General features: G+C 71.7%; 16 protein-coding genes. 3 read left to right on the top strand and 13 right to left on the bottom strand.

What is annotated here, in order from left to right:
• Nucleotides 1-23: 23 nt before the first annotated feature.
• From CRT23_RS17430 to CRT23_RS17380, 11 genes are read right to left on the bottom strand one after another with little or no spacing between them, the layout of a single operon-like run.
• Complete coding sequence (locus CRT23_RS17430; RefSeq protein WP_103710679.1) at nt 24-1,316, bottom strand: ATP-binding protein; 1,293 nt, start codon at nt 1,314-1,316, stop codon at nt 24-26.
• 28 nt (nt 1,317-1,344) lie between these two features.
• On the bottom strand, nt 1,345-2,388 hold the full coding sequence (locus CRT23_RS17425) for a lysylphosphatidylglycerol synthase domain-containing protein (RefSeq protein ID WP_103710678.1): 1,044 nt from the start codon (nt 2,386-2,388) through the stop codon (nt 1,345-1,347).
• Nucleotides 2,389-2,445: 57 nt separating this feature from the next.
• Complete coding sequence (locus CRT23_RS17420) at nt 2,446-3,156, bottom strand: uracil-DNA glycosylase (protein ID WP_103710677.1); 711 nt, start codon at nt 3,154-3,156, stop codon at nt 2,446-2,448.
• On the bottom strand, nt 3,146-3,910 hold the full coding sequence (locus tag CRT23_RS17415) for a PIG-L family deacetylase (RefSeq protein ID WP_103710676.1): 765 nt from the start codon (nt 3,908-3,910) through the stop codon (nt 3,146-3,148). Before CRT23_RS17415 ends, CRT23_RS17420 begins: the two co-directional genes overlap by 11 nt.
• Before the next feature lie 4 nt (nt 3,911-3,914).
• Entirely contained in the window at nt 3,915-5,138 is a 1,224-nt protein-coding gene (locus CRT23_RS17410; RefSeq protein ID WP_103710675.1) for a glycosyltransferase family 4 protein, read from the bottom strand.
• Nucleotides 5,135-5,980, bottom strand: a complete 846-nt coding sequence (locus CRT23_RS17405) for a sugar phosphate isomerase/epimerase family protein (protein ID WP_103710674.1) — start codon at nt 5,978-5,980, stop codon at nt 5,135-5,137. Before CRT23_RS17405 ends, CRT23_RS17410 begins: the two co-directional genes overlap by 4 nt.
• Entirely contained in the window at nt 5,977-7,566 is a 1,590-nt protein-coding gene (locus tag CRT23_RS17400; protein WP_103710673.1) for a YcaO-like family protein, read from the bottom strand. The genes CRT23_RS17405 and CRT23_RS17400 overlap by 4 nt, the downstream gene beginning before the upstream one ends.
• Before the next feature lie 19 nt (nt 7,567-7,585).
• Entirely contained in the window at nt 7,586-8,599 is a 1,014-nt protein-coding gene (locus CRT23_RS17395) for a Gfo/Idh/MocA family oxidoreductase (protein ID WP_103710672.1), read from the bottom strand.
• On the bottom strand, nt 8,599-9,783 hold the full coding sequence (locus CRT23_RS17390; protein WP_103710671.1) for a methyltransferase domain-containing protein: 1,185 nt from the start codon (nt 9,781-9,783) through the stop codon (nt 8,599-8,601). The genes CRT23_RS17395 and CRT23_RS17390 overlap by 1 nt, the downstream gene beginning before the upstream one ends.
• Nucleotides 9,784-9,814: 31 nt before the next feature.
• Nucleotides 9,815-10,738 (bottom strand): hypothetical protein, encoded by a 924-nt coding sequence (locus CRT23_RS17385; protein WP_103710670.1) that lies wholly within the window; start codon nt 10,736-10,738, stop codon nt 9,815-9,817.
• On the bottom strand, nt 10,738-11,928 hold the full coding sequence (locus tag CRT23_RS17380) for an inositol-3-phosphate synthase (RefSeq protein WP_055948149.1): 1,191 nt from the start codon (nt 11,926-11,928) through the stop codon (nt 10,738-10,740). Before CRT23_RS17380 ends, CRT23_RS17385 begins: the two co-directional genes overlap by 1 nt.
• A gap of 314 nt (nt 11,929-12,242) precedes the next feature.
• Between CRT23_RS17380 and CRT23_RS17375 the strand changes: the two genes are divergently transcribed.
• On the top strand, nt 12,243-13,430 hold the full coding sequence (locus CRT23_RS17375; protein ID WP_103710669.1) for a transglycosylase SLT domain-containing protein: 1,188 nt from the start codon (nt 12,243-12,245) through the stop codon (nt 13,428-13,430).
• Between the two features lie 18 nt (nt 13,431-13,448).
• Here CRT23_RS17375 and CRT23_RS17370 read toward each other — a convergent pair whose 3' ends face one another.
• A complete protein-coding gene (locus CRT23_RS17370) occupies nt 13,449-15,065 on the bottom strand; it encodes a DHA2 family efflux MFS transporter permease subunit (RefSeq protein WP_103710668.1) in 1,617 nt (538 codons plus the stop codon).
• Nucleotides 15,066-15,078: 13 nt separating this feature from the next.
• Nucleotides 15,079-16,329: an HlyD family secretion protein gene (locus CRT23_RS17365; RefSeq protein ID WP_103710667.1), complete on the bottom strand. Its 1,251-nt coding sequence runs from the start codon at nt 16,327-16,329 to the stop codon at nt 15,079-15,081.
• A 307-nt stretch (nt 16,330-16,636) separates the two neighbouring features.
• On the opposite strand from CRT23_RS17365, the gene CRT23_RS17360 reads away from it, so the two are divergent.
• Entirely contained in the window at nt 16,637-17,212 is a 576-nt protein-coding gene (locus tag CRT23_RS17360; protein WP_103710666.1) for a DUF308 domain-containing protein, read from the top strand.
• Between the two features lie 87 nt (nt 17,213-17,299).
• Complete coding sequence (locus tag CRT23_RS17355) at nt 17,300-19,855, top strand: PBP1A family penicillin-binding protein (RefSeq protein WP_103710665.1); 2,556 nt, start codon at nt 17,300-17,302, stop codon at nt 19,853-19,855.
• Nucleotides 19,856-20,069 lie beyond the last annotated feature (214 nt).

Raw genomic sequence — 20,069 nt, 5'->3', positions numbered from 1 at the left:
CGCCCTCCCGCCAAGCTCCGGCCTCAGGTCGGCTCGGCCAGGACGTCCGGGGTCTCGGCGGCCTCGTATGCCGGGAAGATCGCCCGCACGGTGGTGCCCTCGTCGGGCACGCTCTCGATCAGCAGGCGGCCCCGGTGCCGGTTGACGATGTGCTTGACGATGGCGAGGCCGAGGCCGGTCCCGCCCTGGTCGCGGCTCGAGGCGACGTCGACCCGGTAGAACCGTTCGGTCAGGCGCGGGATGTGCTCGGCGGCGATCCCCGGCCCGTAGTCGCGCACGGCGAGCTCGACGCTCGTCCGCCCGCTGGCGGCATCGGTCTGGCGCCGGAGCGCGACCTCGACGCGCCCCCCGCTGCCGCCGTACTTCACCGCGTTCTCGATCAGGTTCTCGACCACCCGCAGCAGCTCGTCACGCTCGCCCAGGATGGGGAAGGCGCCCTCGACGGCGGCGCTCAGCATCACGCCGCGGTCGCGGGCCAGCGGCCCCTGCGTATCCACCATCTGCCGGGCGATCCGGGTCAGGTCGACGGGGCGCGTCGGCGGGACATGCTCGCGCAGCTCGATCCGCGACAGCGACAGGAGGTCGTCGACGAGGCGCGCCATCCGCTGCGCCTGGGTCTTCATGATGCCGAGGAAGCGCTCGCGCGCCGGCGGGTCGTTGCGGGCCGGGCCCTGCAGGGTCTCGATGAAGCCGAGGAGCGAGGCCAGCGGCGTGCGCAGCTCGTGGCTCGCATTGGCGACGAAGTCGACCCGCATCGCCTCCAGGCGGCGGGCCGAGGTGAGGTCGCGCAGGAACAGCACCACGTTGGGCTGGCCTCCCAAGACCCCCCCCACGACCCCGTCCGGCATCGGCAGGGCGCCGATCTGAACCTCGAAGGCGCGCTCGGTGGGGACGCGCGTGGCGTAGAGCGTCTTGAGCGAGGCGCCGGTGCGCAGGACCTCCTCGATCCCGTCGAGGACGTCGGGGGCGCGCAGGGCGAAGGAGAGCGGATGCCGCAGCTTCAGGGCCGGCAGCAGGGCCCGGGCGGCGGGATTGACCTCGATCACCACCGCGCGCCGGTCCACCAGGATGACGGGATCGGGAATGTTGGCGAGGAGCGCCTCTGCCACCGAATGGCGGCTGGTTCCGGGGCTCTCGGGCATCCGCACGACGCGGGCCCGCCCGAGGCTGCCGATGACGCCCCCGAGGCAGAGCACGACCAGGGAGGCCGCGATCATCGGCGCGTCGAGGGTCCCCCGTCCGGCCGCAAACACCCCGAGCCCCACCGTCGCGATGGCGGCGGCGGTCCAGGACGATCGGCGCGCGCCCCGTGCCATGCGGACTCTCCCGGCTCAGCCCCGCGCCTCAGGCCCTGGCGTCCCGGGTGCGCTTGACGATCTCGTAGACGGTCAACATGGCCAGGGCGATGACGAAGGGCACGAGATAGTAGCAGACCCGGAACAGCAGCAGCGATCCGAGCACCTGGTCGCGGGGCAGGCTCGACAGGGCGAGGAGGATCGTCGCCTCGAACACCCCGATGCCGCCCGGCGCGTTCGAGGCGATGCCCAGCATGGCCGCCAGGACGTAGATCGCCACGAAGGTGGTGAAGCCGATGGACGTGCCCGCCGGCAGGAGCACGTAGAGCGTCGCGGCCGCCGCGCAGACGTCGCCGATGCCCACCACCATCTGGCTCAGGGAGACCGAGGCGCCCGGCAGCTCGAGCCGCCAGCTCTTCACCCGCACGTGCCGGCGCTTGAGGGAAACCCAGAGCAGGTAGGCCACCACGGCGAGGAGGGCGCCGAAGCCCACCCCCTGGTTCAGCGCGATGCTGGTGAAGGTGAGGGCGGCGAGCTGGCCGGCCTCGGCGATCAGGCTCAAGCCCAGGACGACGCCCATCCCGAGCCAGAAGGTGAAGCCGGCGATGACCGTCAGGGCGGCGATCTTGGCCGCCCCCAGGCCCTTGCTCGAATAGATCCAGTAGCGGATCGTCCCCGCCGTCAGGAGCGGAAAGCCCAGGGTGAAGCTGACGGCGTAGCTCGTGAACGAGGCCAGGGCCGTCGTTCGGTACGGCACCTTCAGCTTCAGCTGCCGCAGCGCCAGGGCGTCGTAGCAGGTGAGGAAGAGGTAGCTGACGCCGACGAACAGGAAGGCGAAGCCGAGCTGTTCCGCCGAAGCACCCGTGAAGGCCGCGTGCATCTCGGCCCAGGTGACCGTCTCGACGAGCTTCCACAGGACGAAGAGCGAGCCCGCCAGGATGGCGAGGCTGGCAATGGTGCCGAGCCAGGCATAGCGACCGCGCATGCCGGATTTCACCGGCGCCGCCTCGGTCTCCGTCGCGTCGATCGGGGCTGCCTCGGGCGCGAGCGCCTCGGCCGTCTCGACCTGCTTCTGCTGTCCTGCAAAATTCATCGTGTCGGCGTCCGCCTCCGCTGGGCTCCCCGCGCACGGCCGCATCGGCGGCATGGGTCAACCCGAGCTTGTGCCGGACCACGGCCCGTCGCCCGCATTTAGGGGCATCGGCCGGCAATTGCCAGCGAGAGAGGCGCAATGCCCACCGGCGATGCACGCCTGCGCCTCGCTCAGGCCCGCCCGGATGCGCGCGGCGACGCTGGGGGCGGTGCAGACATAGGTCGGACTCGGATGCGGAATCGGGATCAGCGTCAGGTCCGGGCGCCGGGCTTCGAGCTCCGGCCGCGCGAAGCCCGCGACCCGCCCGGAGAGTACGACGACGCCGAGCCGTGGCAGGCAGGCGAGGAGGGGCGCCACGCAGGGCAGGGCCTGCCGCACCTCGGACCGGCGCGGCGCGCGGTTCAGGGCCCCAGGGGGGTGGATCACCCACGGAATCGTGTTCCAGATCAGGGTGTCGCGGCGGGCGATCCCGGCCTCCGCCAGGAAGCGGAAGAGGTTGGCGGCGGTGCCGGTCGGGTTGTCCCGCGAGACGAAGCCGGTGCCGCGGATGCTCGGACCGGGCGTCTCCAGGAGTAGAAGCAGGCGGGCCGCGACGCCGCCGTCGAGGGGATCGGGATCGGGGACTTCGGCGCCCTGTGCCGCGGCGATCTGCCGGCCGAGGGCGCGGATCGGGGCGATGTGGGGGCTGGCGAGCAGGGACTTGCGCGCGGCCAGGGCGGCGGGGTCGCGCAGGCTCTTCGGTTCGGCGGGCGGCGCCTCAGCCGACATCGGCGACGAGGCGCCTCAGGCTCTCGGGCAGGGCGCCCTGCCGGCGGAAGCGCTCGCGGCCGTCCTTCTGCGCCAGGCGCCGGATCAGGCCCTCGGGGCCGCCGAACTGGAAGCCGAGCTGCGTCGCGTAGGCGGCGCAGGCCTCGGCCTTGGCGCCGCGGCCCTCGGCTCCGAAGCGGATCTCGGCCTCCGGGAGGTGGGCGAAGCGCGCACGCAGCGGCTCCTTCGGGGTCTGGTCGCGCACCGTGTAGGGGAAATCGCGCCACCACAGGATCGGTGCCGCGGGCTCGGCCGCATCGAGGGCGCGCACCACCTGGACGTGGTCGACATGGCCGCCGATGGCCTGGGGCGCCAGGATCAGGGTGGGCGTCATCTCGGCCAGGAGCGCCCGGAACGCGCCGGTCAGGTCCGGCACGATCCCGTCATCCGCTCGCACGTCCTGGAACAGCGCGGGGGCGGAGGCGTAGCCGCGATGGGGCGCCTCCCGGAAGGGCAGGTGGCGCGGGCGCGCCAGCCCGAGGGCCCGGATCGCCGCCGTATCCTCGGCCCGGCGCAGGTCCATGTAGTCGACCTCCGGCCCGAGCCCCTTGTCGGTCTGGCAGGCGAGGGCGAACCCCGTCGGGTCCGCCACCGAGGCGGTGAACACCGTCACGGTCGCCACGTCCCAGCCCGCCGCACCGAGCGCGTGCAGGAGGCCGCCGCAGGAGAAGGCGGCGTCGTCGAGATGGGGCGACAGGGCGAGGGCGGTGGGCATCGGCTCAGAGCAGGTGCGGTTCGGCGCGGAAGCGGCAGGACGGATCGTGCGGCAAGACCGTCGGAAAGTCGGTGGCCGGATGCGCCCGGGCGATGCCGGCATAGACCTCCATGATCTGCCGGCCCACCGCGCGCCAGGAATAGACCCGGCGGCACTCGGCCAGGCCGTCCGCGGCGAGGCGCTTGCGCAGGGGCGCGTCCTCGATCACCCGGGCGAGGGCCTCGGCCAGGGCCGGCACGTCGCCCGGCTGGACCAGGAGGCCGTTCTCGTCGTCGCGCAGGCAGTCCGAGACGCCGACCGAGTGGGTCGAGACCACCGCGAGCCCGGCCGCCATCGCCTCCAGGATCGTGTTGGAGAACCCCTCCGCATAGGTCGGCGACACGAAGACGTCCGCCGCCCGGTAGAGGTCCGGCACGGTGTCGTAGTCGGCGTAGCCGGTGAAGCGGATCTCGGCCTCGGAGAAGTTCAAGTCCGCTGCGCGGGCCTTCGAGGATTCCACGTCGGGCCCGATGCCGGAGATGATCGCCTCGAACGGGATCGCGCGGGCGCGCACCAGCGCCAGGGCGTCGATGAAGTCGAGCACGCCTTTCCGGCGGTCGACGCGGCCGTGATAGAACAGCCGCACCGGTCCGGGATGGTCGCCGGGCCCCGGCGTGAAACGCGCGGTGTCGACGGCGCCGGGCACGATGGTGAAGCGGGCGGGGTCCGAGCCGAGCCGGTCGCAGACCTCCTGGACGAAGGAGGCGCCGCCGATCAGCAGGGCGTTGGCATGGGCCAGCACCTCGCACATGGCGACCCGGTGGGTCTCGCAGCAGGAGCCGACCCAGTGGCCGTCGCCGCCCTGGATCGAGACCACGTTCGGAACGCCGATCGTCCGCGAGGCCAGGAGCGTGGCCCAGCCGGTCGGGTAGCCGTACTGCGCGTGCAGGATGTCGAAGGGCTTCCGGGCGTGTTCGGCGCGAATCGTCGCCACCATGGTGTCGATGTCGCGCTCGAAATCGCCGCTCTCCTGCTCGCCCACCTGTTCCAGGCCGATGACGGTGACGCCCGGCACGGCGGGGGGCGGGCCGCCGCCGTAGACGCGAGTGCCGAAGGCGTCGCCGCGGTACTGGGAGATCATCGTCACGTCGTGGCCGGCCTCGACCAGCTCGCGCAGGAGATTCTGCGCGTAGACGCTCATGCCGGAGATCGCCGGGAAGTAGCGGCGCGAGACGAAGCAGATCCTCACGCGGAGGCTCCCGGGTTCGGGTTGCGGCAATCGCGGAGGTATTTCAGCGAGGCCGGCACCATCAGGTCGGCCCGGTGGCTCTCGCGGGAGAGCTCCACGCAGATCAACCGGTCGAACCGGATCGCGTCGAGGGCCGCCAGCACGCCCGGCACGTCCATGTCGCCCTCGCCGAAGGGCAGGTGGATGTGGACGCCCCGCGCCATGTCCTCGATCGCCACGGTGCCGAGGCGGTCGGCGAATTCCGCGACCGCCACCGCCGGGTCGCGCTCGCCGGTGACGAGGCAGTGGCCGGTGTCGAGGGCGAGCTTCAGCCCCGGCAGGTCGAGGGCGGCGTAGTCGTCCAGGGTCTCGATCAGCATGCCGGGCTCGGGCTCCAGGCAGGCGACCACGTTCTGCGCGGCGGCGTAGGCGACGATCTCGGTCAGCCCCTCCCGCAGCCAGCCCTGGGCCTCGGCCGGATCGATGCCGGGCTTCGGCACGCCGGCCCAGAACGAGACCGCCTCGGAATGCAGGATCGCCGCGATGTCGACGGCGCGCTTGAGGAAGCCGATCCGGCGGGCCCGGCCGGCGGCATCGCCGCTCACCAAGGTCGGCTCGTGCTTGGCCTTGGGGTCGAGGAGGAAGCGCGCGCCGGTCTCGATCACCGAGCCGAGGCCGAGGCGCTGGAGCCGGCTCGACACGCGCTGCGCCTCCGGCCGCCAGCTCTCGGCGAAGGGGTCGAGGTGGTGGATGTCGAGGGTCAGCGCTACGCCCTGGTAGCCGGCCTCGGCGATGAGATCGATCGCATCGTCGAGGCGGTGATGGGCGGTGCCGTTGGTGTTGTAGGCGAAGCGCAGGCTCATGCGGCACGGCCCTGCTGGGCCAGACGGAACGGCGCGTGGTGCGATTCCGGCTCGCGGTAGAGCGGGTAGTGCGCGCCGACGATCCGGTCGGCCAGGGCGGTGTCGAACAGCGGCTGGCCGCCGAAGTGCTCGATCGCCTCCGGGGTCAGGCGCACGGGCTTGAGGGTGTCGGTGGCCGCGCCGAAACGGATCAGCGGGTGGTCGCGGTCGATGAGCTTCTGCGTGTTGCGCGCGCCGATGCGGTGGTAGCTCATGGTCTCGACCTCGAGCCCCGGCACGATGGCCTTGACCACGCCGACGCCGCCGCCGGGCGGCGAGCAATCGACGTAGAGGACGTCGAAGCCGGCCTGCTCCAGGCGCTCGCGGGCGATGCTCCCGCGGGCGTGGCCGTCCGGCGCCTCCGTGGTCGGCAGGTCGGTGAAGCGCTTGGTCGAGCGCTCGGAATAGACGGTGTCGCGCAGGGTGGCGGCGATGCCCTCCGGCGGCTGCACGATCCATTCGAGCATCGCCTTGAGGGCGCGGCTCTCCTCGAGATCGAGGCTCGGCAGCGCCTTGTCGATGAAGGCCTTGACGTAGCCCGGGGGCGTGACCCGCTCGGCGAAGGAGAGCGGCCCATGGCCGAAGGCCTTGCGCACGCGGGCGGCCTGGAATTCGAGGAGCGCCTTGCGCAGCGCCCGCTCGCGGTCCGGATCGCAGGCCTCGCCGCAGGCCGACAGGGCGATCGGCACCGGCGTGTCGGCGAGGTTGCGGTCGTGGCCGACGACGTAGAGGTTGGTCAGGCCGAACTGGTCGGTGGCGAATTTCGGCAGGGCCTTGATCCCGAGCTCGTCCAGCCGGTCGAGCATGCCGCGCGTCTCGGGGCCGAGGCCCTCCGAGAGATCGAGCATCACGCCCTGGTCGAGGGCCCGGAACAGCAGGCCGTTGCCGTCGCGCTGCAACAGTTCGAGCAGGCCGTGGCCCAGTGCGAACGGGACGTCCGGCCCGGCGCCGAGACCGTTGGTGATGAGGTTGGTGAAGGGCTTGTAGCCCTCCGACAGCTCGAAATAGTCGGTGGCGGCGATGTCGAGCGGCATCAGCACCGTCTCGCCGCTGCGGGCGCGGAGGGTGGGCGTCCATTCGAGGGTGGTGCCGCGCCCCACCGGGCTGCCGGCCGGCAGGCAGAGCGTCAGGGGATCCGCCACCGCGCCGGCGCCGTAGACGCGCACGAGGTCGTCGTAGCTGGCGCGCTCCTTCTTGCGCGGCATCACCGCGAGCGACGGCATCAGGTTCTCGGCGATCTCCGCCACCGCGCCGATGATGGCCTCGTCGTCGGTGGCGCCGTAGCCGATGCCGCTCGGCATGGCGCCGACGAAGAACGGGTCGTCGAGGAACAGCGACACGAACCAGACCGGGATGCCGGTGCGGTCGAGGGGCGCCAGGGGGAAGCCGACGATGCGGCCCTCCGGCAGGATGTCGAGATAGGCGCGCACGGGCTCGGGCAAAGCGGCCGGGAGGCCCTCGATCCGGCGGGGGGCGCCGTGGGTGTAGGCGCGCGGCGCCTTGATCCGGCTGTGGCGGGCGCGGTCGTCCTGGTCCTGCTCGTTCACGGTCGTGGTGTTCCGTTCCTCAGGGCAACGCGGCGTAGGCGCGGGCCAGCAAGCGCATGGTGTGAAGGTCGCGGGTCGCGCTGTAGGCCTCGCGCTCCGCCGGCCGGCGCAGGGCCGAGCCGAAGGCCTTCACCTGTTCGAGGAAAGGCGAGGCCTCCCCGTCGAAGGGCAGAGTGTCGGACAGGCCGGTTGACCCGTCGGTGAACGAAAGGCTGCCGCCCGCCACCTGGCCCATCGTGTCGATGGCCGTCAGCAGGCCCCTGGTGCCGGTCACTTCGAGGCGGCGGCGGGGCAGGGCGTCCGGGCAATTGTAGGCGACGTGCAGGTTGGCGAGGACGCCGGAGGGGGTGCGCCCGATCAGGAGGGCGCCGTCGTCGACGGCGTAGTCCTGCGCCCGCGCCTGGGTCAGGGCGGCGAGGTCGTGGATCGATTCGTCGAGGAGGAAATCGACGAGGTCGAGGCCGTGCGGAGCGAGATCCATCAGGGCGCCGCCGCCGGCCTTGGCCGGATCGATGCGCCAGTTGTCCTGGCCGGCGAAGGACGTCCACGTGCTCGGCAGCCAGCAGGCATAGACGATGCGGATCGCCGTGACGGTCCCGAGCCGGCCCGCGCGGATCGCGTCCCGCATGGCCCGGTGGGCCGGGTGGTGGCGCTGGTCGAAGGCGGTGCCGTAGAACGTCTCCCCGCCGCGCAGCGCCGCGACCATGGCCTCGGCCTCGTCGAGGGAGGCCGCCATCGGCTTCTCGCACAGGATTGCCTTGCCGGAGCCTGCTAGCGCCTCGATCGCCTCCCGGTGCAGATGGTTCGGGGTGGCGACGTAGACGGCCTCGATTTCCGGATCGTTCACGAGGTCTTCGAGCCGGGCATAGGCCCGGGCGCCCTCGGCCTCGGCCGCCGCGCGGGAGGCCTCGCCCGGATCCGCGACGGCGACGAGCCGATGCCCGGCCGCGCGGATGCCCAGCGCCATGTAGTCGCGTGCGACCCAGCCGTAGCCAACGATGCCCCAGGCGACGGGGTCCTGCTCCGACGCCATCACCAGCGCTCCGGAAGGTCGACATAGGTCCGGTCGCGGACCCGGTCGGCCTCGGGCGAATCGAGGTCGCCCTGCCAGTCGAGACTGTCCGGCCCGGCATAGGTCGACGGATAGGTGGCACGGGCGGCGTACTCGGCCTCGTAGCGCTCGGAGGGCCAGCGGATCGCGTGTTCCGCGCCGCCCTCGGAGACGAAGAGCGGGTTGAGGCGCAGGGTCCGGCCCGGGCGCGGCACGGTGATGCCGTCGATCACGGGGCGGGGGGCCGGGCGCATGCCGGGACCCGCCACCACCGAGAAGGCCTCGCAGCCAGTCAGGTCCTGGGGCTTGCGGGGGGAGGGGGCGCGCCGCTCCAGCATGGCCCGCGTCAGGTCGTCGTCGTCGTAGACGAGACCGTCGGGGAAGAGCTCGTCGATCTCGGCCGCCGAGACGGCGCGACCCGCCGAGAAGCCCGGTCGGTCGCTGTTGTGGATGTGGCTGACGGCGAGCCAGCCGTCGTCGCCGGCATTCTGGCGCAGGCATTCCAGTACCTCGGCCTTGCGGTCGAGGAAGTAGAAGGCGTCGTTGCAGACCACGAGGTCGACCGGCGCGTCCGGGATCGGCCAGTGGGGCGAATGGGCATCGAAGCAGACGAGCTGTGCCGACTTGCCCACCACCCAGTGGCGCGCGACCCAGAGCTTCGCGAAGACGACGTCGGCGCCCGAGACCTTGATGCCGCGGGTCTGGAATTCGCGCAGGTAGTGGCCGATGCCGCAGGCGAACTCGAAGACGCAGACCGGGTTGTTCCAGTGCGCTTCGAGCAGGGTGAGGCCGGCCAGGAAGGTCGGGTCGGTCCAGCGATGCAGGAAGTAGTCGCCGACCCGGCCCCAGCCGAGGAGCCGCACCGCATCGCGCAGGGAATGCTTGTCCCGCGCGCGCACGAGTTCGTGCAGCTCCAGAGGGTCGGCCGGCGGCCCGGTCCACCAGTCGTCCTGGTCGGCGAGCAGACCTTCGACGGCGAGGTCCGCCTCGCCGGCATCGAGCCGCTTCAGCGTCTGCGCGACGAGGTCGGTGCGGTTGGTGCGCAGGTAGGGGATGCCGTCGATCACCGGCCAGCGCGCGCCGCTCGCCGCCTCGCGCAGCGAGTGGGGGGTATCGGCCTTGAGGGGCTCGCCGGTTTCCGGCGAGCGAAGATCGAAGGGGATCATGACGGGGCGCCCGCGCGGTCGCGAGGTGAAATCACGGGATCTGCATGTCCTTGAGCACGCGGTCGTGGAAGCCCTTCACCGGACCCGCATGGACAAGCTCCATCTCGTCGAGAACCGTGCCCATGGTCAGGGTCGCGGCCCGCAGGTGCTGGGCGATCTGCAGCACGCGGTCGATGCAGTCGGCCGCGTGGAAGGCCCGGCCTTCCGCCGTGGCGTCGTCGGGCAGGACGCTGCGCGCCCGCTCGACCGTCTCGCGCAGGGCCGGGTCGAGTTCGTCGAGCGCCCATTGCGTGGTGCGGGCCATGATCGGCAGGAGGTGGTCGCCCAACAGCATCTCGCCGGTGAAGCCGGCATCCGGCATCGCGGCATTGTGGAAGTGATGGGCCATGGCAGCGAGGAAGACCTGGGTCGGGTCGGCCCGGTAGAACGGGCTCAGCACGACGCCGTAGACCGCCACCATCAGGCAATGCTCGGCATGGTTCTCCGGCGGCTCCAGCAGGATGCGGGGCTTGCCGGGGCAGGTGACGCCGGCGCGGGGCTGATGCGCCAGGGCGGCGACGAAGCCCGGCAGGGGACCCGGCACGAAGCTTTCCGGCGCGCGCAGGGCCGCCCGGAGGCGGTCCCGCAGGCTGGAGGCGACGCTGTCGCTGACGGCGTCGAAACCCGCCACCAGGACATCCGCCGTTGCCCGCTCGTCGAGCCCGGCGGCGCTGAGGAACGCGGCGTCGAGATCGCAGAGGCGGGCCGCGGCGAGGGCCTTGGCTGTGATGTCGAGGGCGACGGCCTCCGGCGCGGCGCCCCCGGTGAGGGCACCCCAGCCTTGCGCGAACAGGCGCTCGGCGATGGAGCCCGTCCGCCCGGCGGCGTGCACGCGCTTGAGGTCGTTGACCTCGACGAGGAGGGCGCGAAGCGCCAGCGGGGCCGCGGGACCGGCGCCCTCCGTCTGCGTCGACATCAGTGCGTGCCGAGCCACTCGAGCAGCATGGTCTGCTGCTTGCCGAAGTCATGCTCGGGGCCGTGGCCGTTCTTCACCATCGGGGCCTTGAAGAAGCTCGAGAGCTGCTCCTGGACACCGCCGTCGCCGCGCTGCTTGGCGAGCTCGAGGACGCGGGCGATTTCGATGACGAGGGGGGCGGCCAGGATCGAGTCCTTGCAGAGGAAATTGACCTTGATCTGCATCCGCTGGCCCATGAAGCCGCTGACGTCGATGTTGTCCCAGGCTTCCTTGTCGTCACCGCGGGGGCGGTAATAGTGGATGTGCACGAGGTGGTCCTCGACCGGGTAGCCGAGGATCGAGTCGAGCACCGTGCCCTTGGTGTTGAGCTTCGACTGGAGCGAGTCCTTGTCGTTCAGGGCCAGACCGTCGCGGTTGCCGAGGATGTTGGTGGAGAACCAGCCGTCCACGTGCAGGGCGCGGGCCTTGAGGGCCGGGGCCAGGACCGTCTTCATCATGGTCTGGCCGGTCTTGCCGTCCTTGCCGGCCACGGGGACGTTCATCTCCTTGGCCAGTTCGAGCAGGGCCGGCACATCGGCGGCCACGCTCGGGGTGAAGTTGGCGTAGGGCACGCCGCTCTTGATCGCCGCATAGGCGTAGAGCATCGCCGGGCTGATCGACTCGTCGCTGCTGTCGAGGCCCTTCTCGAAGGCGGCCGTCGAGTTCAGGGTCGGGTCGGACAGATCGGGCCAGCGCTCGGTGGAGGCGAGGTTGATGACCACGACCTCGTCGAGATTGCTCTCGGCCTTGAAGCGGCGCAGGTCGTTGGCGATGACCGAGACTGCCTCGCGGTGGTCCTTGGCGACGATGCGGTTGGCACCCTCGATGTTCTTGCAGAACTTGGCGCTGCCGACGGCCGGCCAGGGCTTGATGCCCTTCAGGACCTGGGCGCCATTCTCGATATCCTGCGCGGTGAGAACGCCGTGGCCGGTGGCGGCGGAGGCGAGGTCATCGTCGTTCAGATCCCATCCGCCGAACACGAGGTCCTTGTAGTCGGCCATCCCGGCGACCGGGACGCCCGCCAGGGGCAGGCCATCGAGGCGGTTCGATCCGGATTTAATCATCTCGATGCCTGCGATGGCGGTGGTGGCGACAGCGCCACCCATGCCAACGAACGCAACGCCGACGCGGCGACCGGTCTGCATGCTCATTGGGAAACGGCTTCCTTCTTCAGGCGAACGGGAGCCTGTCCCAACCTGGGGGCCGTTCCGCTCAGCCCTCACTAACTGGGCTTCCGGGGTTGCGTTCCAACCCTGGCCAGGACGCCTTTTTGACGCGGTGCACCTGAACGGCCACCGAACGATCCATTAAAAATTCGTAAATACAATGGCTTAACCCAACGTTAAGCCTGCCATCGTTGAATCACGGAGCTGTCCCATTCTGGTCACAGCAACCGGCGAGACGTCCCCTCGCTGAACGACAACGAAGCCGCGCCCGACGAAGGCAGCGGTACGAACAAGGACCAATGATGGGGGTTTTCCCGGAGCCGGCGCTCTGCGCCGACGACGTGAGCCGTCTCGTGCCCAACGAGACCTTTGACGCAGACCCGACCGTGGCGTGGCTGCCGCGGACCGAGCGCAGGACGCGCCGGACCTTCGCCACTCTCCGCCGCCGGACCCTCGCGACGCTCGTCACCGGCGTGCTACTGGGCGGCGCGTTGCCGCAGAACGCCCTGGCACCCGCCGCGGCGGCCCATGACCGGATCGACGAGCGCGCCATCACCGCGCAGTCTCTCGTCCGGGACCAGTCCGCACCTGTTCCCGAGACCCCTAACGCGTCCGACTGGGCCGGGGTTCCCGTGGTCGAGCAGGAACCCGCGACGCTGTCGCTGATCGAGAGCGACCTCGCCGCCCTCGCCCCGAGCCGCGACGCCTCCGGCGCCGAGCGACTGCGCTTCGGCGACATGGCCGTGCCGCGCGAGATCGTCGACACCATCCTGCGGGCCGCCACGGAAACCGGCGTCGACCCGGTCTACATGATGGCGCTGGCCGACAAGGAATCGAGCTTCGCCACCAAGGTGAAGGCCTCGACCTCCTCCGCCGAAGGCCTGTTCCAGTTCCTGTCGGGCACCTGGCTCGAGCTGATCCGCACCTACGGCGCCCGCCATGGGCTCGCCGACGAGGCGGCGGCGGTGAAGGGGCGCGGCAGCGCCATCACGATCGCCGACGAGGCGACGCGGACCCGCGTGCTGCGCCTGCGCCAGGACCCCTACGTCGCCGCCCTGATGGCGGGCGAGCTCATCAACCGCGACAAGGGCCGGATCGAGCAGCGCATCGGCCGCGACCTCTCCACCGCGGAGCTCTATTTCGCGCATTTCCTCGGGACCGCCAGCGCCGGCCGCTTCCTCGAGCTCACCGCCGAGAAGCCGGGCCAGGTCGCCAAGCAGGTGTTCAAGGCCGCGGCGAAAGCGAACCGCAGCTTGTTCACCGAGAAGGCCGGCAAGGGCCGCCGCAGCCTCACGGTCGCCGAGGTCCGCGAAAAGATCGGCGGCATGATCGACCGCCGCCTCGACCGCTACGAGGGCGTGGCCGCCCTCGCTGCCCCGGAGCTGAAATCCGAGGTCACCCTCACGGAGATCGAGACCGACGCGGTCCCCGTCCCGGCCCAGGCCGGACGCGTCCACGTCACCGAGGCGACCACACCGGCCGAGTGAGCCCAGACGCGGCCTGGTTCAGTGCCCGGCCGGTGCGCCGCCGCCGAGCTTGACCTTGCTGAGGATCATCGCGAGCGGCACCGCCGCGCCGGAGACGAGGCAGAGCGACCAGAACACGTCGATGTAGCCCCAGTACGCCACCTGGGTCTGGAGCTGCTGGCCGATCCAGGCCATCGCCTGGTTCTGCGCCTCGACGCCGGACGCCCCATGGGCCTGGAAGTACTGCGTCGCCGCCCGCAGGGTCTCCTGGTAGTTCGGGTTGGCGCTGGAGACGCTCTCCCCGAGCCGGCTCTGGTGGAATTGCTGCCGGTAGGCGAGCACGTTCTGGGCGAGGCTCACGCCCATCGAGCCGCCGACGTTGCGGGCCACGTTGATCAGCGCCGAGGCCTGGTCGGTCTGGCCCTTCTCGATGCCCTCGTAGGAAGCGGCGGTGATCGAGATGAAGATCATCGGCAGGCCGATGCCGATATAGATGCGCGACCAGGCGAAGAACCAGAAGCTGGTGTCGCCGTAGAGGCGGGTGAGGTCGTACATCGCCGCGGAGACGATCGCGGCGCCCAGCGCGATCAGGTACTTCGGCTGCACCTTCCCCGAGATCCGGCCGATCACCAGCATCATGAACACCGTGACGAGGCCGCCCGGCGCCAGGACGAGGCCGGCGAGGGTGGCGGTGTAGCCGTAATATTCCTGCACCAGCTGCGGCACGAACTGCGTCGTGGCGATCAGGATCGCGCCCGTGGCCATCATCACCAGGAAGCAGGCGCCGAACTGGCGGCTGCCCAGGAGCCGGAGATCCACCACTGGGTTCTTCCGTGTGAGCTCCCAGGGGATCATCGCCACGAAGGCGACGACGCAGATCACCGCGAACACCACGATGAAGTTCGAGCCGAACCAGTCCTTGCGCTGGCCCTCGTCGAGGACGACCTCGAGCGCCCCCAGGAAGGTGGCGACGAGCAGGAACCCCACCAGGTCGAAGCGCACGCCCTCGCGGCGCAGGCGCCGCCGCTCCTCCACGGCGCCCTTCGGGTCCTCCAGCAGCACGTGCATCAGTCCGAGGGCGATCAGGCCGATGGGGCCGTTGATGAGGAAGCACCAGTGCCAGGAGACGTTGTCGGAGAGCCAGCCGCCCAGGGTCGGGCCGATCACGGGGGCCACCACCACGGCGAGCCCATAGAGGGCGAAGGCCTGGCCCCGCTTCGCCGGCGGGAACGAATCGGCCAGGATCGACTGGGCCAGCGGCGCCATGCCGCCCCCGCCCAGCCCCTGGAGCACCCGGAAGACCAGGAGCGATTCGAGGTTCCAGGCGAAGCCGCACAGCACCGAGGCCACGGTGAAGAGCGCGATGCTCCACATGAAGAAGGCTTTTCGCCCGAATCGCTTGGCGAGGAAGCTCGAGGCCGTGAGCACGATGGCGTTGGCCACGAGGTAGCTCGTCACCACCCAGGCCGCCTCGTCCGGGCCCACCGCGAGGCCGCCGGAGATGTAGCGCAGGGCCACGTTGGCGATGGTGGTGTCGAGCACCTCCATGAAGGTCGCCAGCGAGACCACGAGGGCGATGGCCCAGGGGTTGTGCCCGCCCGGGGCCTTGGCGGAGGCGTCCGAGGCTCCGCCGGCCTCCGCCGCGGCGGCGCTCATCGCGCGATGCCCGTCACCGGACGTGCACCCGCGGCACGATCGACATGCCGGGCCCGATGGCGACGTCGGTGGGCCACTGGTCGACCACGATCTTCACCGGGATGCGCTGGACCACCTTCACGTAGTTGCCGGTGGCGTTCTGGGCCGGAAGCAGGCTGAAGGCGGTGCCGGAGCCGGGCTGCACCGAATCGACGTGCCCGCTGATCTTGCGGTCCGGGTAGGCGTCGATCGCGATGTCGGCGTGCTGGCCCGGCCGCATGTCGGTGATCTGCGTCTCCTTGTAGTTCGCGATCACCCAGATGTCGTCGGGCACGAAGGTCGACAGCGTCTGCCCGGCCTGGGCGAACTGTCCCCTGGCCCCCGAAAGCTGCACCATCCGGCCCGGCTGGGCCGCCGTGACGGTGGTGTAGCCGAGGTTGAGCTCGGCCTGCGCCACCTGGGCCTGACCGGTAGCGAGGCTGGCCTCGGCCCCCGCCTTCTGGGCGGCGAGCGCGCCGACCTGGGTGCGCGCCGCGACGAGGGTGGCTTTCGCGCGGTCGTAGGCGGCCTGCTGCTGGTCGAGGGTCGAGGCGGAGGATTGCGAGCGCTGGATCGTGCCCGCACCCTTCTCGGCGAGGTCGCGGTAGCGGGCGGCGTCCTCCCGGGCGAACTTCAACGAGGCCTCGGCCTGGGTGACCTCCGCCTGGGAGGCCGAGACCTGCGCCCTCTGGCCCTCGATCTGCGCGTCGAAGTTGCGGATCGAGGCCTCCGCCGAGGCGACCTGCGCCCGGGCCTGCGCCAGGGCGACCTCGTAGTCGCGCCGGTCGATCTGGAACAGGACGGCCCCGGTCTCGACATGCTGGTTGTCGGTGACCGGCACGTCGACGATGTAGCCGGCGACCTTCGGCGCGATGGAGAATTGCCGCGCATCGACGAAGGCGTCGTCGGTGGATTCGAACGGGTGCAGGCGGGTCAGCCAATAGACATACGCCCCGGCCGCCAGGGCAACGACCGCGACCGCGAGGCCGAGGGCCCAGAACGGATGCCGGCGCAGGATGTTCGGCTTCTTGTCCGCGGTCCCGTCGGACTCCTGGGTCGGATCGGTCTCGCCGGTGGAGGCGGGCGCGGCCCCGCCGGCGCGGTCGCGCGGTCCGGTATCCCCCGGCGGCGCCTCTCCGGGCGCCCGCGCGTTCGATGCCTGCGCTCGGGCGCCGTCCGCATCGGATGGCCGCACCGACTCGCCCCGTGCGGGCTGGCTCCCCACGGCCTGCTGATCCTGAAGCATCGACTGATCGTCCGAACGCGTCCAGGGGCCGCGCGGTCGAAACCGCGCCGCCCGAAATTCCCGCCTCGGCGACAACAAGAAGTAGCGCAGGCGATTGTTCCGGAGGGGGATCACATTTGCGGACCGCGTCCGCGACCGGACGGAACGTCCGAAATCCGGCGCGCGTTTTCGGGATCGAGGGGCCGGGTCGCGGTCCGTCCGCAAGCTGCAGGAGGCGCGTATAACCGCCGGTTCTCCCCTGTCGCCACCGGGTGCCGCCGGTCCGAGCGGCCTTGATCGCCGCGACGCGGGGTCGCGTGTCGACGCGATGAGTACGGTGCTGGCTCGCAACTGGTGGTTGATGGCGCTGCGCGGGGTGGTCGCCATCCTGTTCGGGCTGATCGCCTTCGTGGCGCCGGGCGCCTTCGTCCTCTCCCTCGTGCTGTTCTTCGCCGCCTACATGCTGGTGGACGGCATCGTCGGAATCGTCGCCTCGGTGCGGGCCGCCCAGCGCCACGCGCGCTGGGGGTTCCTCCTCCTCGAAGGGCTCCTCGACATCGTCGTCGGCGTCGCGGCCGTGCTCGTGCCGGCGGCGGCCGTCTGGGCCTTCGTCTATCTCGTGGCGTTCTGGGCCCTTGTCACCGGCGGCCTGATGGTCGCGGCGGGCTTCCGCCTGCATGCCCATTACGGGCGCTGGTGGCTGGTGCTCGGCGGCGGCGTCTCGATCCTGTTCGGCATCGCGCTCCTGATCAATCCCGGCCTGTCGGTCCTGGTGCTGACCTGGTGGATCGGCAGCTACGCGATGGTGTTCGGACTCCTGCTGGTCCTGCTGGCCTTCCGCCTGCGCGGCCGCCATGCGGAGGCGGGCCGGCCCGGCCCCCTGGGGCGTCCCGGAACGGCGTAGCTTTGCCCGCGCGAGATGGTCTAGAACCGACCCGACACCGCGCGGCGCTTCGCTGCTGAGCGCCGCCCCCCGTGACCATGGCCCGCGATGACCTCCCCCGACCCGGACCGCCCGCGCCCCGAGCGGGTCGACCCGCCCCAGCCGGCCCCTGGACCACGCCCCGCCGGCGGGCCGGAGACCGAGGACACGCGCGCCGCGGCGCGGGAAGCCGCGGCGGCGGCCCGGATCCTCGGCCGCCAGCTCGGCGTGCTCGCCATGGGCGCGGCGCGGGGGGCCGGGCGCCGGGCCGCCGGCGCGGCGCGGGCGGCGGGGCCCGCCTGGCAGGGATGGGCCGACCGCATCCGCCCCCGCACGCCGGCCGGCCCGCAACCCCTCGCCCACGCCGCGCCCGCCGCGGGACCGACGCCCGCGGCCGAGCCTGCACGGGAGCCGCCGGCCCGCGCCGCCGGCCTGCCCGCACGCCTGCGCCGGCATCCCTGGCTCGCCGCCGCCCTGGCGGTCGTCCTGCTGCCGATGGTCGTCCTGGCCGGCCTCGTCCTCTACAGCTTCGCCACCCTGCCCCCCCTGGGCGGCGTGGTGCCGGAGGCCGGGCAGCGGGCGCTCACCGTCGAGGCCGATGACGGCCGGGTCTTCGCCACCCGCGGGGCCTTCCAGGGCCAGAAGCTGACGGCGGCGGAGATGCCGCCCCATCTCGGCCAGGCGATCATCGCGATCGAGGACCGACGCTTCCGCTCCCACTGGGGCATCGACCCCCGCGGCCTCCTGCGCGCGGTGTACCGCAACGCCGTCGGCGGCGGCGTGCGCGAGGGCGGCTCGACGATCACCCAGCAATATGCCCGGCTCGTCTCCCTGAACCAGGAGAAGTCGCTGCGGCGCAAGATCCAGGAGGCGTTCCTGGCCCTGCGCGTCGAGGCGACGATGTCGAAGGACGAGATCCTGCTCGGCTACCTCAACACCGCCTATTTCGGCGCCGGGGCCTACGGCGTCGATGCCGCCGCCCGGCGCTACTTCGGCAAGGGCGCCAAGGCCCTGACCCTGCCGGAGGCCGCGATGCTGGCCGGCCTCGTGCGCGCGCCCTCGCAGCTGGCTCCGACCCGGAACTTCGGCGGCGCCAAGGAGCGCGCCGACGTGGTGCTGCAGGCCATGGTCGAGACCGGCGCCATCACGGCGGCCGAGGCCGACAAGGCCCGGGCCCAGACCATCACCCTGCGGACGCCCCCCGAGACGCCGCCTGGCACCAACTACTTCCTCGACATGGTCTCGGCCGAGTCGAAGAAGCTCGCCGACGCACCGGGCGACGTCACCGTGCGGACCACCCTCAACCTCGACCTGCAGAGCCTCGCCGAGGGGGTGATCGCCCGGCGTCTCGATGCCGAGGGGGCCAAGAAGAAGGCCAGCCAGGGCGCCATGGTGGTGCTCAACAAGGAGGGCGCGCTCCTCGCCCTGGTGGGCGGGCGCGACTACGAGGACAGCCAGTTCAACCGTGCCACCCAGGCCAAGCGCCAGCCCGGCTCGCTGTTCAAGCTCTTCGTCTACCTCACGGCCTACGAGAACGGCTTCAACCCCGACACGGTGCTGGTCGACCGGCCGATCCAGATCGGCGACTGGGAGCCGCAGAACGCGACGGGTCGGTTCAAGGGCGCGGTGCCGCTGCGCAGCGCCTTCGCGCAGTCGATCAACACCGTGGCGGCGCAGCTCGCCGACGAGGTCGGCATCCCGGCGGTCATCGCCACCGCCCACCGGATGGGCGTGACCGCGGACCTGCCCAACGTGCCGAGCCTCGCCCTCGGCTCGGCTGAGGTGACGCTGCTCGAGATGACCCGCGCCTATGCGGGGGTGCTGGCCGGGGCCGCGCCGGTGGACACGCACAGCGTCCACGCCATCCGGGGCGCCCAGCCGCAGCCGCTCTACCTGCGCGCCGACGCCAAGGGCGGCACCGCGATCCCCACCGAGGCCCGGGCGATGATGCTCGATTCCCTCCAGGCCGTGGTCGACGGCGGCACCGGCAAGGCGGCCCGGGTCGCCGGCCTACCGGTGGGCGGCAAGACCGGCACGACCCAGGATTATCGCGATGCCTGGTTCATCGGCATGACGCCGGACCTCGTGGTCGGCGTCTGGGTCGGCAACGACGACAATTCCTCCATGAACCGCGTCGGCGGCGGCGATCTCCCGGCGAGCATCTTCCACGACTTCGTCCAGCGGGCGACGGCGCAGCTGGCCAAGGGCCGCAAGCGCCCCTCGGCGGCCCGCGGCGAGCCGGCCCGGGCCGAGCCGGCGCCCGCCCGCGAGACCGCCGCCAGCGCCGCCGCGCCCGGCATCCGCGGCGTGCCGGAGGTGGTCGATACCGGCACCCTGGCCTTCCGCGGCCGTACCGTCCGCCTCCTCGGCGTCGAGGGCGAGGGCGGGGCGCTCGCCCGGCAGCTCGCGCGCTACCTGCGCCGCCGCGAGGTGACGTGCACCGCCGCGGCCGGTGCCGAGGCGGCCGCCGAGCAGCTCCGCTGCCAGATCGACGGCGACGACCTCGCCTCCCTGATCCTCACGGCCGGCGGCGCCCGCGCCGCCGAGGACGCGCCGGCCGACCTCCTGGCCGCCGAGGAGCAGGCCCGCTCCGAGCGCGCCGGCATCTGGGGCCGGCGGCGGTAGGGGGAGGCGGCGCTCGTGCGGGCCCGAGGATCGAGCCTGTGGTTGCACCGCGCCGTCGATCGCCTATCACGATGCTCGCCCGCGAACGGACGTGGGTCGCATCTCCGATGCGGTCGCGCGACGATCCGCGGGAGCTCTGGCGTTGATCAGGGAAGGCACGTCGCTCGGGCAAGACCCGTCGATCAGGCAAGACCCGTCGCTTAGGGGAGACCCG

Origin of the sequence: Methylobacterium sp. V23, assembly GCF_002917135.1 — a bacterium.
In the GTDB taxonomy this organism is placed as follows: Bacteria; Pseudomonadota; Alphaproteobacteria; order Rhizobiales; family Beijerinckiaceae; genus Methylobacterium.
The sequence above is the reverse complement of the archived record's forward strand: the minus strand, read 5'-3'. Positions and strand labels throughout refer to the sequence as shown.

Bases quoted from the DNA above. Each gene is read 5' to 3' on its own strand.
- CRT23_RS17430 (WP_103710679.1), bottom strand. From the start codon at position 1,316: ATGGCACGGGGCGCGCGCCGATCGTCCTGGACCGCCGCCGCCATCGCG.
- CRT23_RS17425 (WP_103710678.1), bottom strand. From the start codon at position 2,388: ATGAATTTTGCAGGACAGCAGAAGCAGGTCGAGACGGCCGAGGCGCTC.
- CRT23_RS17420 (WP_103710677.1), bottom strand. From the start codon at position 3,156: ATGTCGGCTGAGGCGCCGCCCGCCGAACCGAAGAGCCTGCGCGACCCC.
- CRT23_RS17415 (WP_103710676.1), bottom strand. From the start codon at position 3,910: ATGCCCACCGCCCTCGCCCTGTCGCCCCATCTCGACGACGCCGCCTTC.
- CRT23_RS17405 (WP_103710674.1), bottom strand. From the start codon at position 5,980: ATGAGCCTGCGCTTCGCCTACAACACCAACGGCACCGCCCATCACCGC.
- CRT23_RS17395 (WP_103710672.1), bottom strand. From the start codon at position 8,599: ATGGCGTCGGAGCAGGACCCCGTCGCCTGGGGCATCGTTGGCTACGGC.
- CRT23_RS17390 (WP_103710671.1), bottom strand. From the start codon at position 9,783: ATGATCCCCTTCGATCTTCGCTCGCCGGAAACCGGCGAGCCCCTCAAG.
- CRT23_RS17385 (WP_103710670.1), bottom strand. From the start codon at position 10,738: ATGTCGACGCAGACGGAGGGCGCCGGTCCCGCGGCCCCGCTGGCGCTT.
- CRT23_RS17380 (WP_055948149.1), bottom strand. From the start codon at position 11,928: ATGAGCATGCAGACCGGTCGCCGCGTCGGCGTTGCGTTCGTTGGCATG.
- CRT23_RS17375 (WP_103710669.1), top strand. From the start codon at position 12,243: ATGATGGGGGTTTTCCCGGAGCCGGCGCTCTGCGCCGACGACGTGAGC.
- CRT23_RS17370 (WP_103710668.1), bottom strand. From the start codon at position 15,065: ATGAGCGCCGCCGCGGCGGAGGCCGGCGGAGCCTCGGACGCCTCCGCC.
- CRT23_RS17365 (WP_103710667.1), bottom strand. From the start codon at position 16,329: ATGCTTCAGGATCAGCAGGCCGTGGGGAGCCAGCCCGCACGGGGCGAG.
- CRT23_RS17360 (WP_103710666.1), top strand. From the start codon at position 16,637: ATGAGTACGGTGCTGGCTCGCAACTGGTGGTTGATGGCGCTGCGCGGG.
- CRT23_RS17355 (WP_103710665.1), top strand. From the start codon at position 17,300: ATGACCTCCCCCGACCCGGACCGCCCGCGCCCCGAGCGGGTCGACCCG.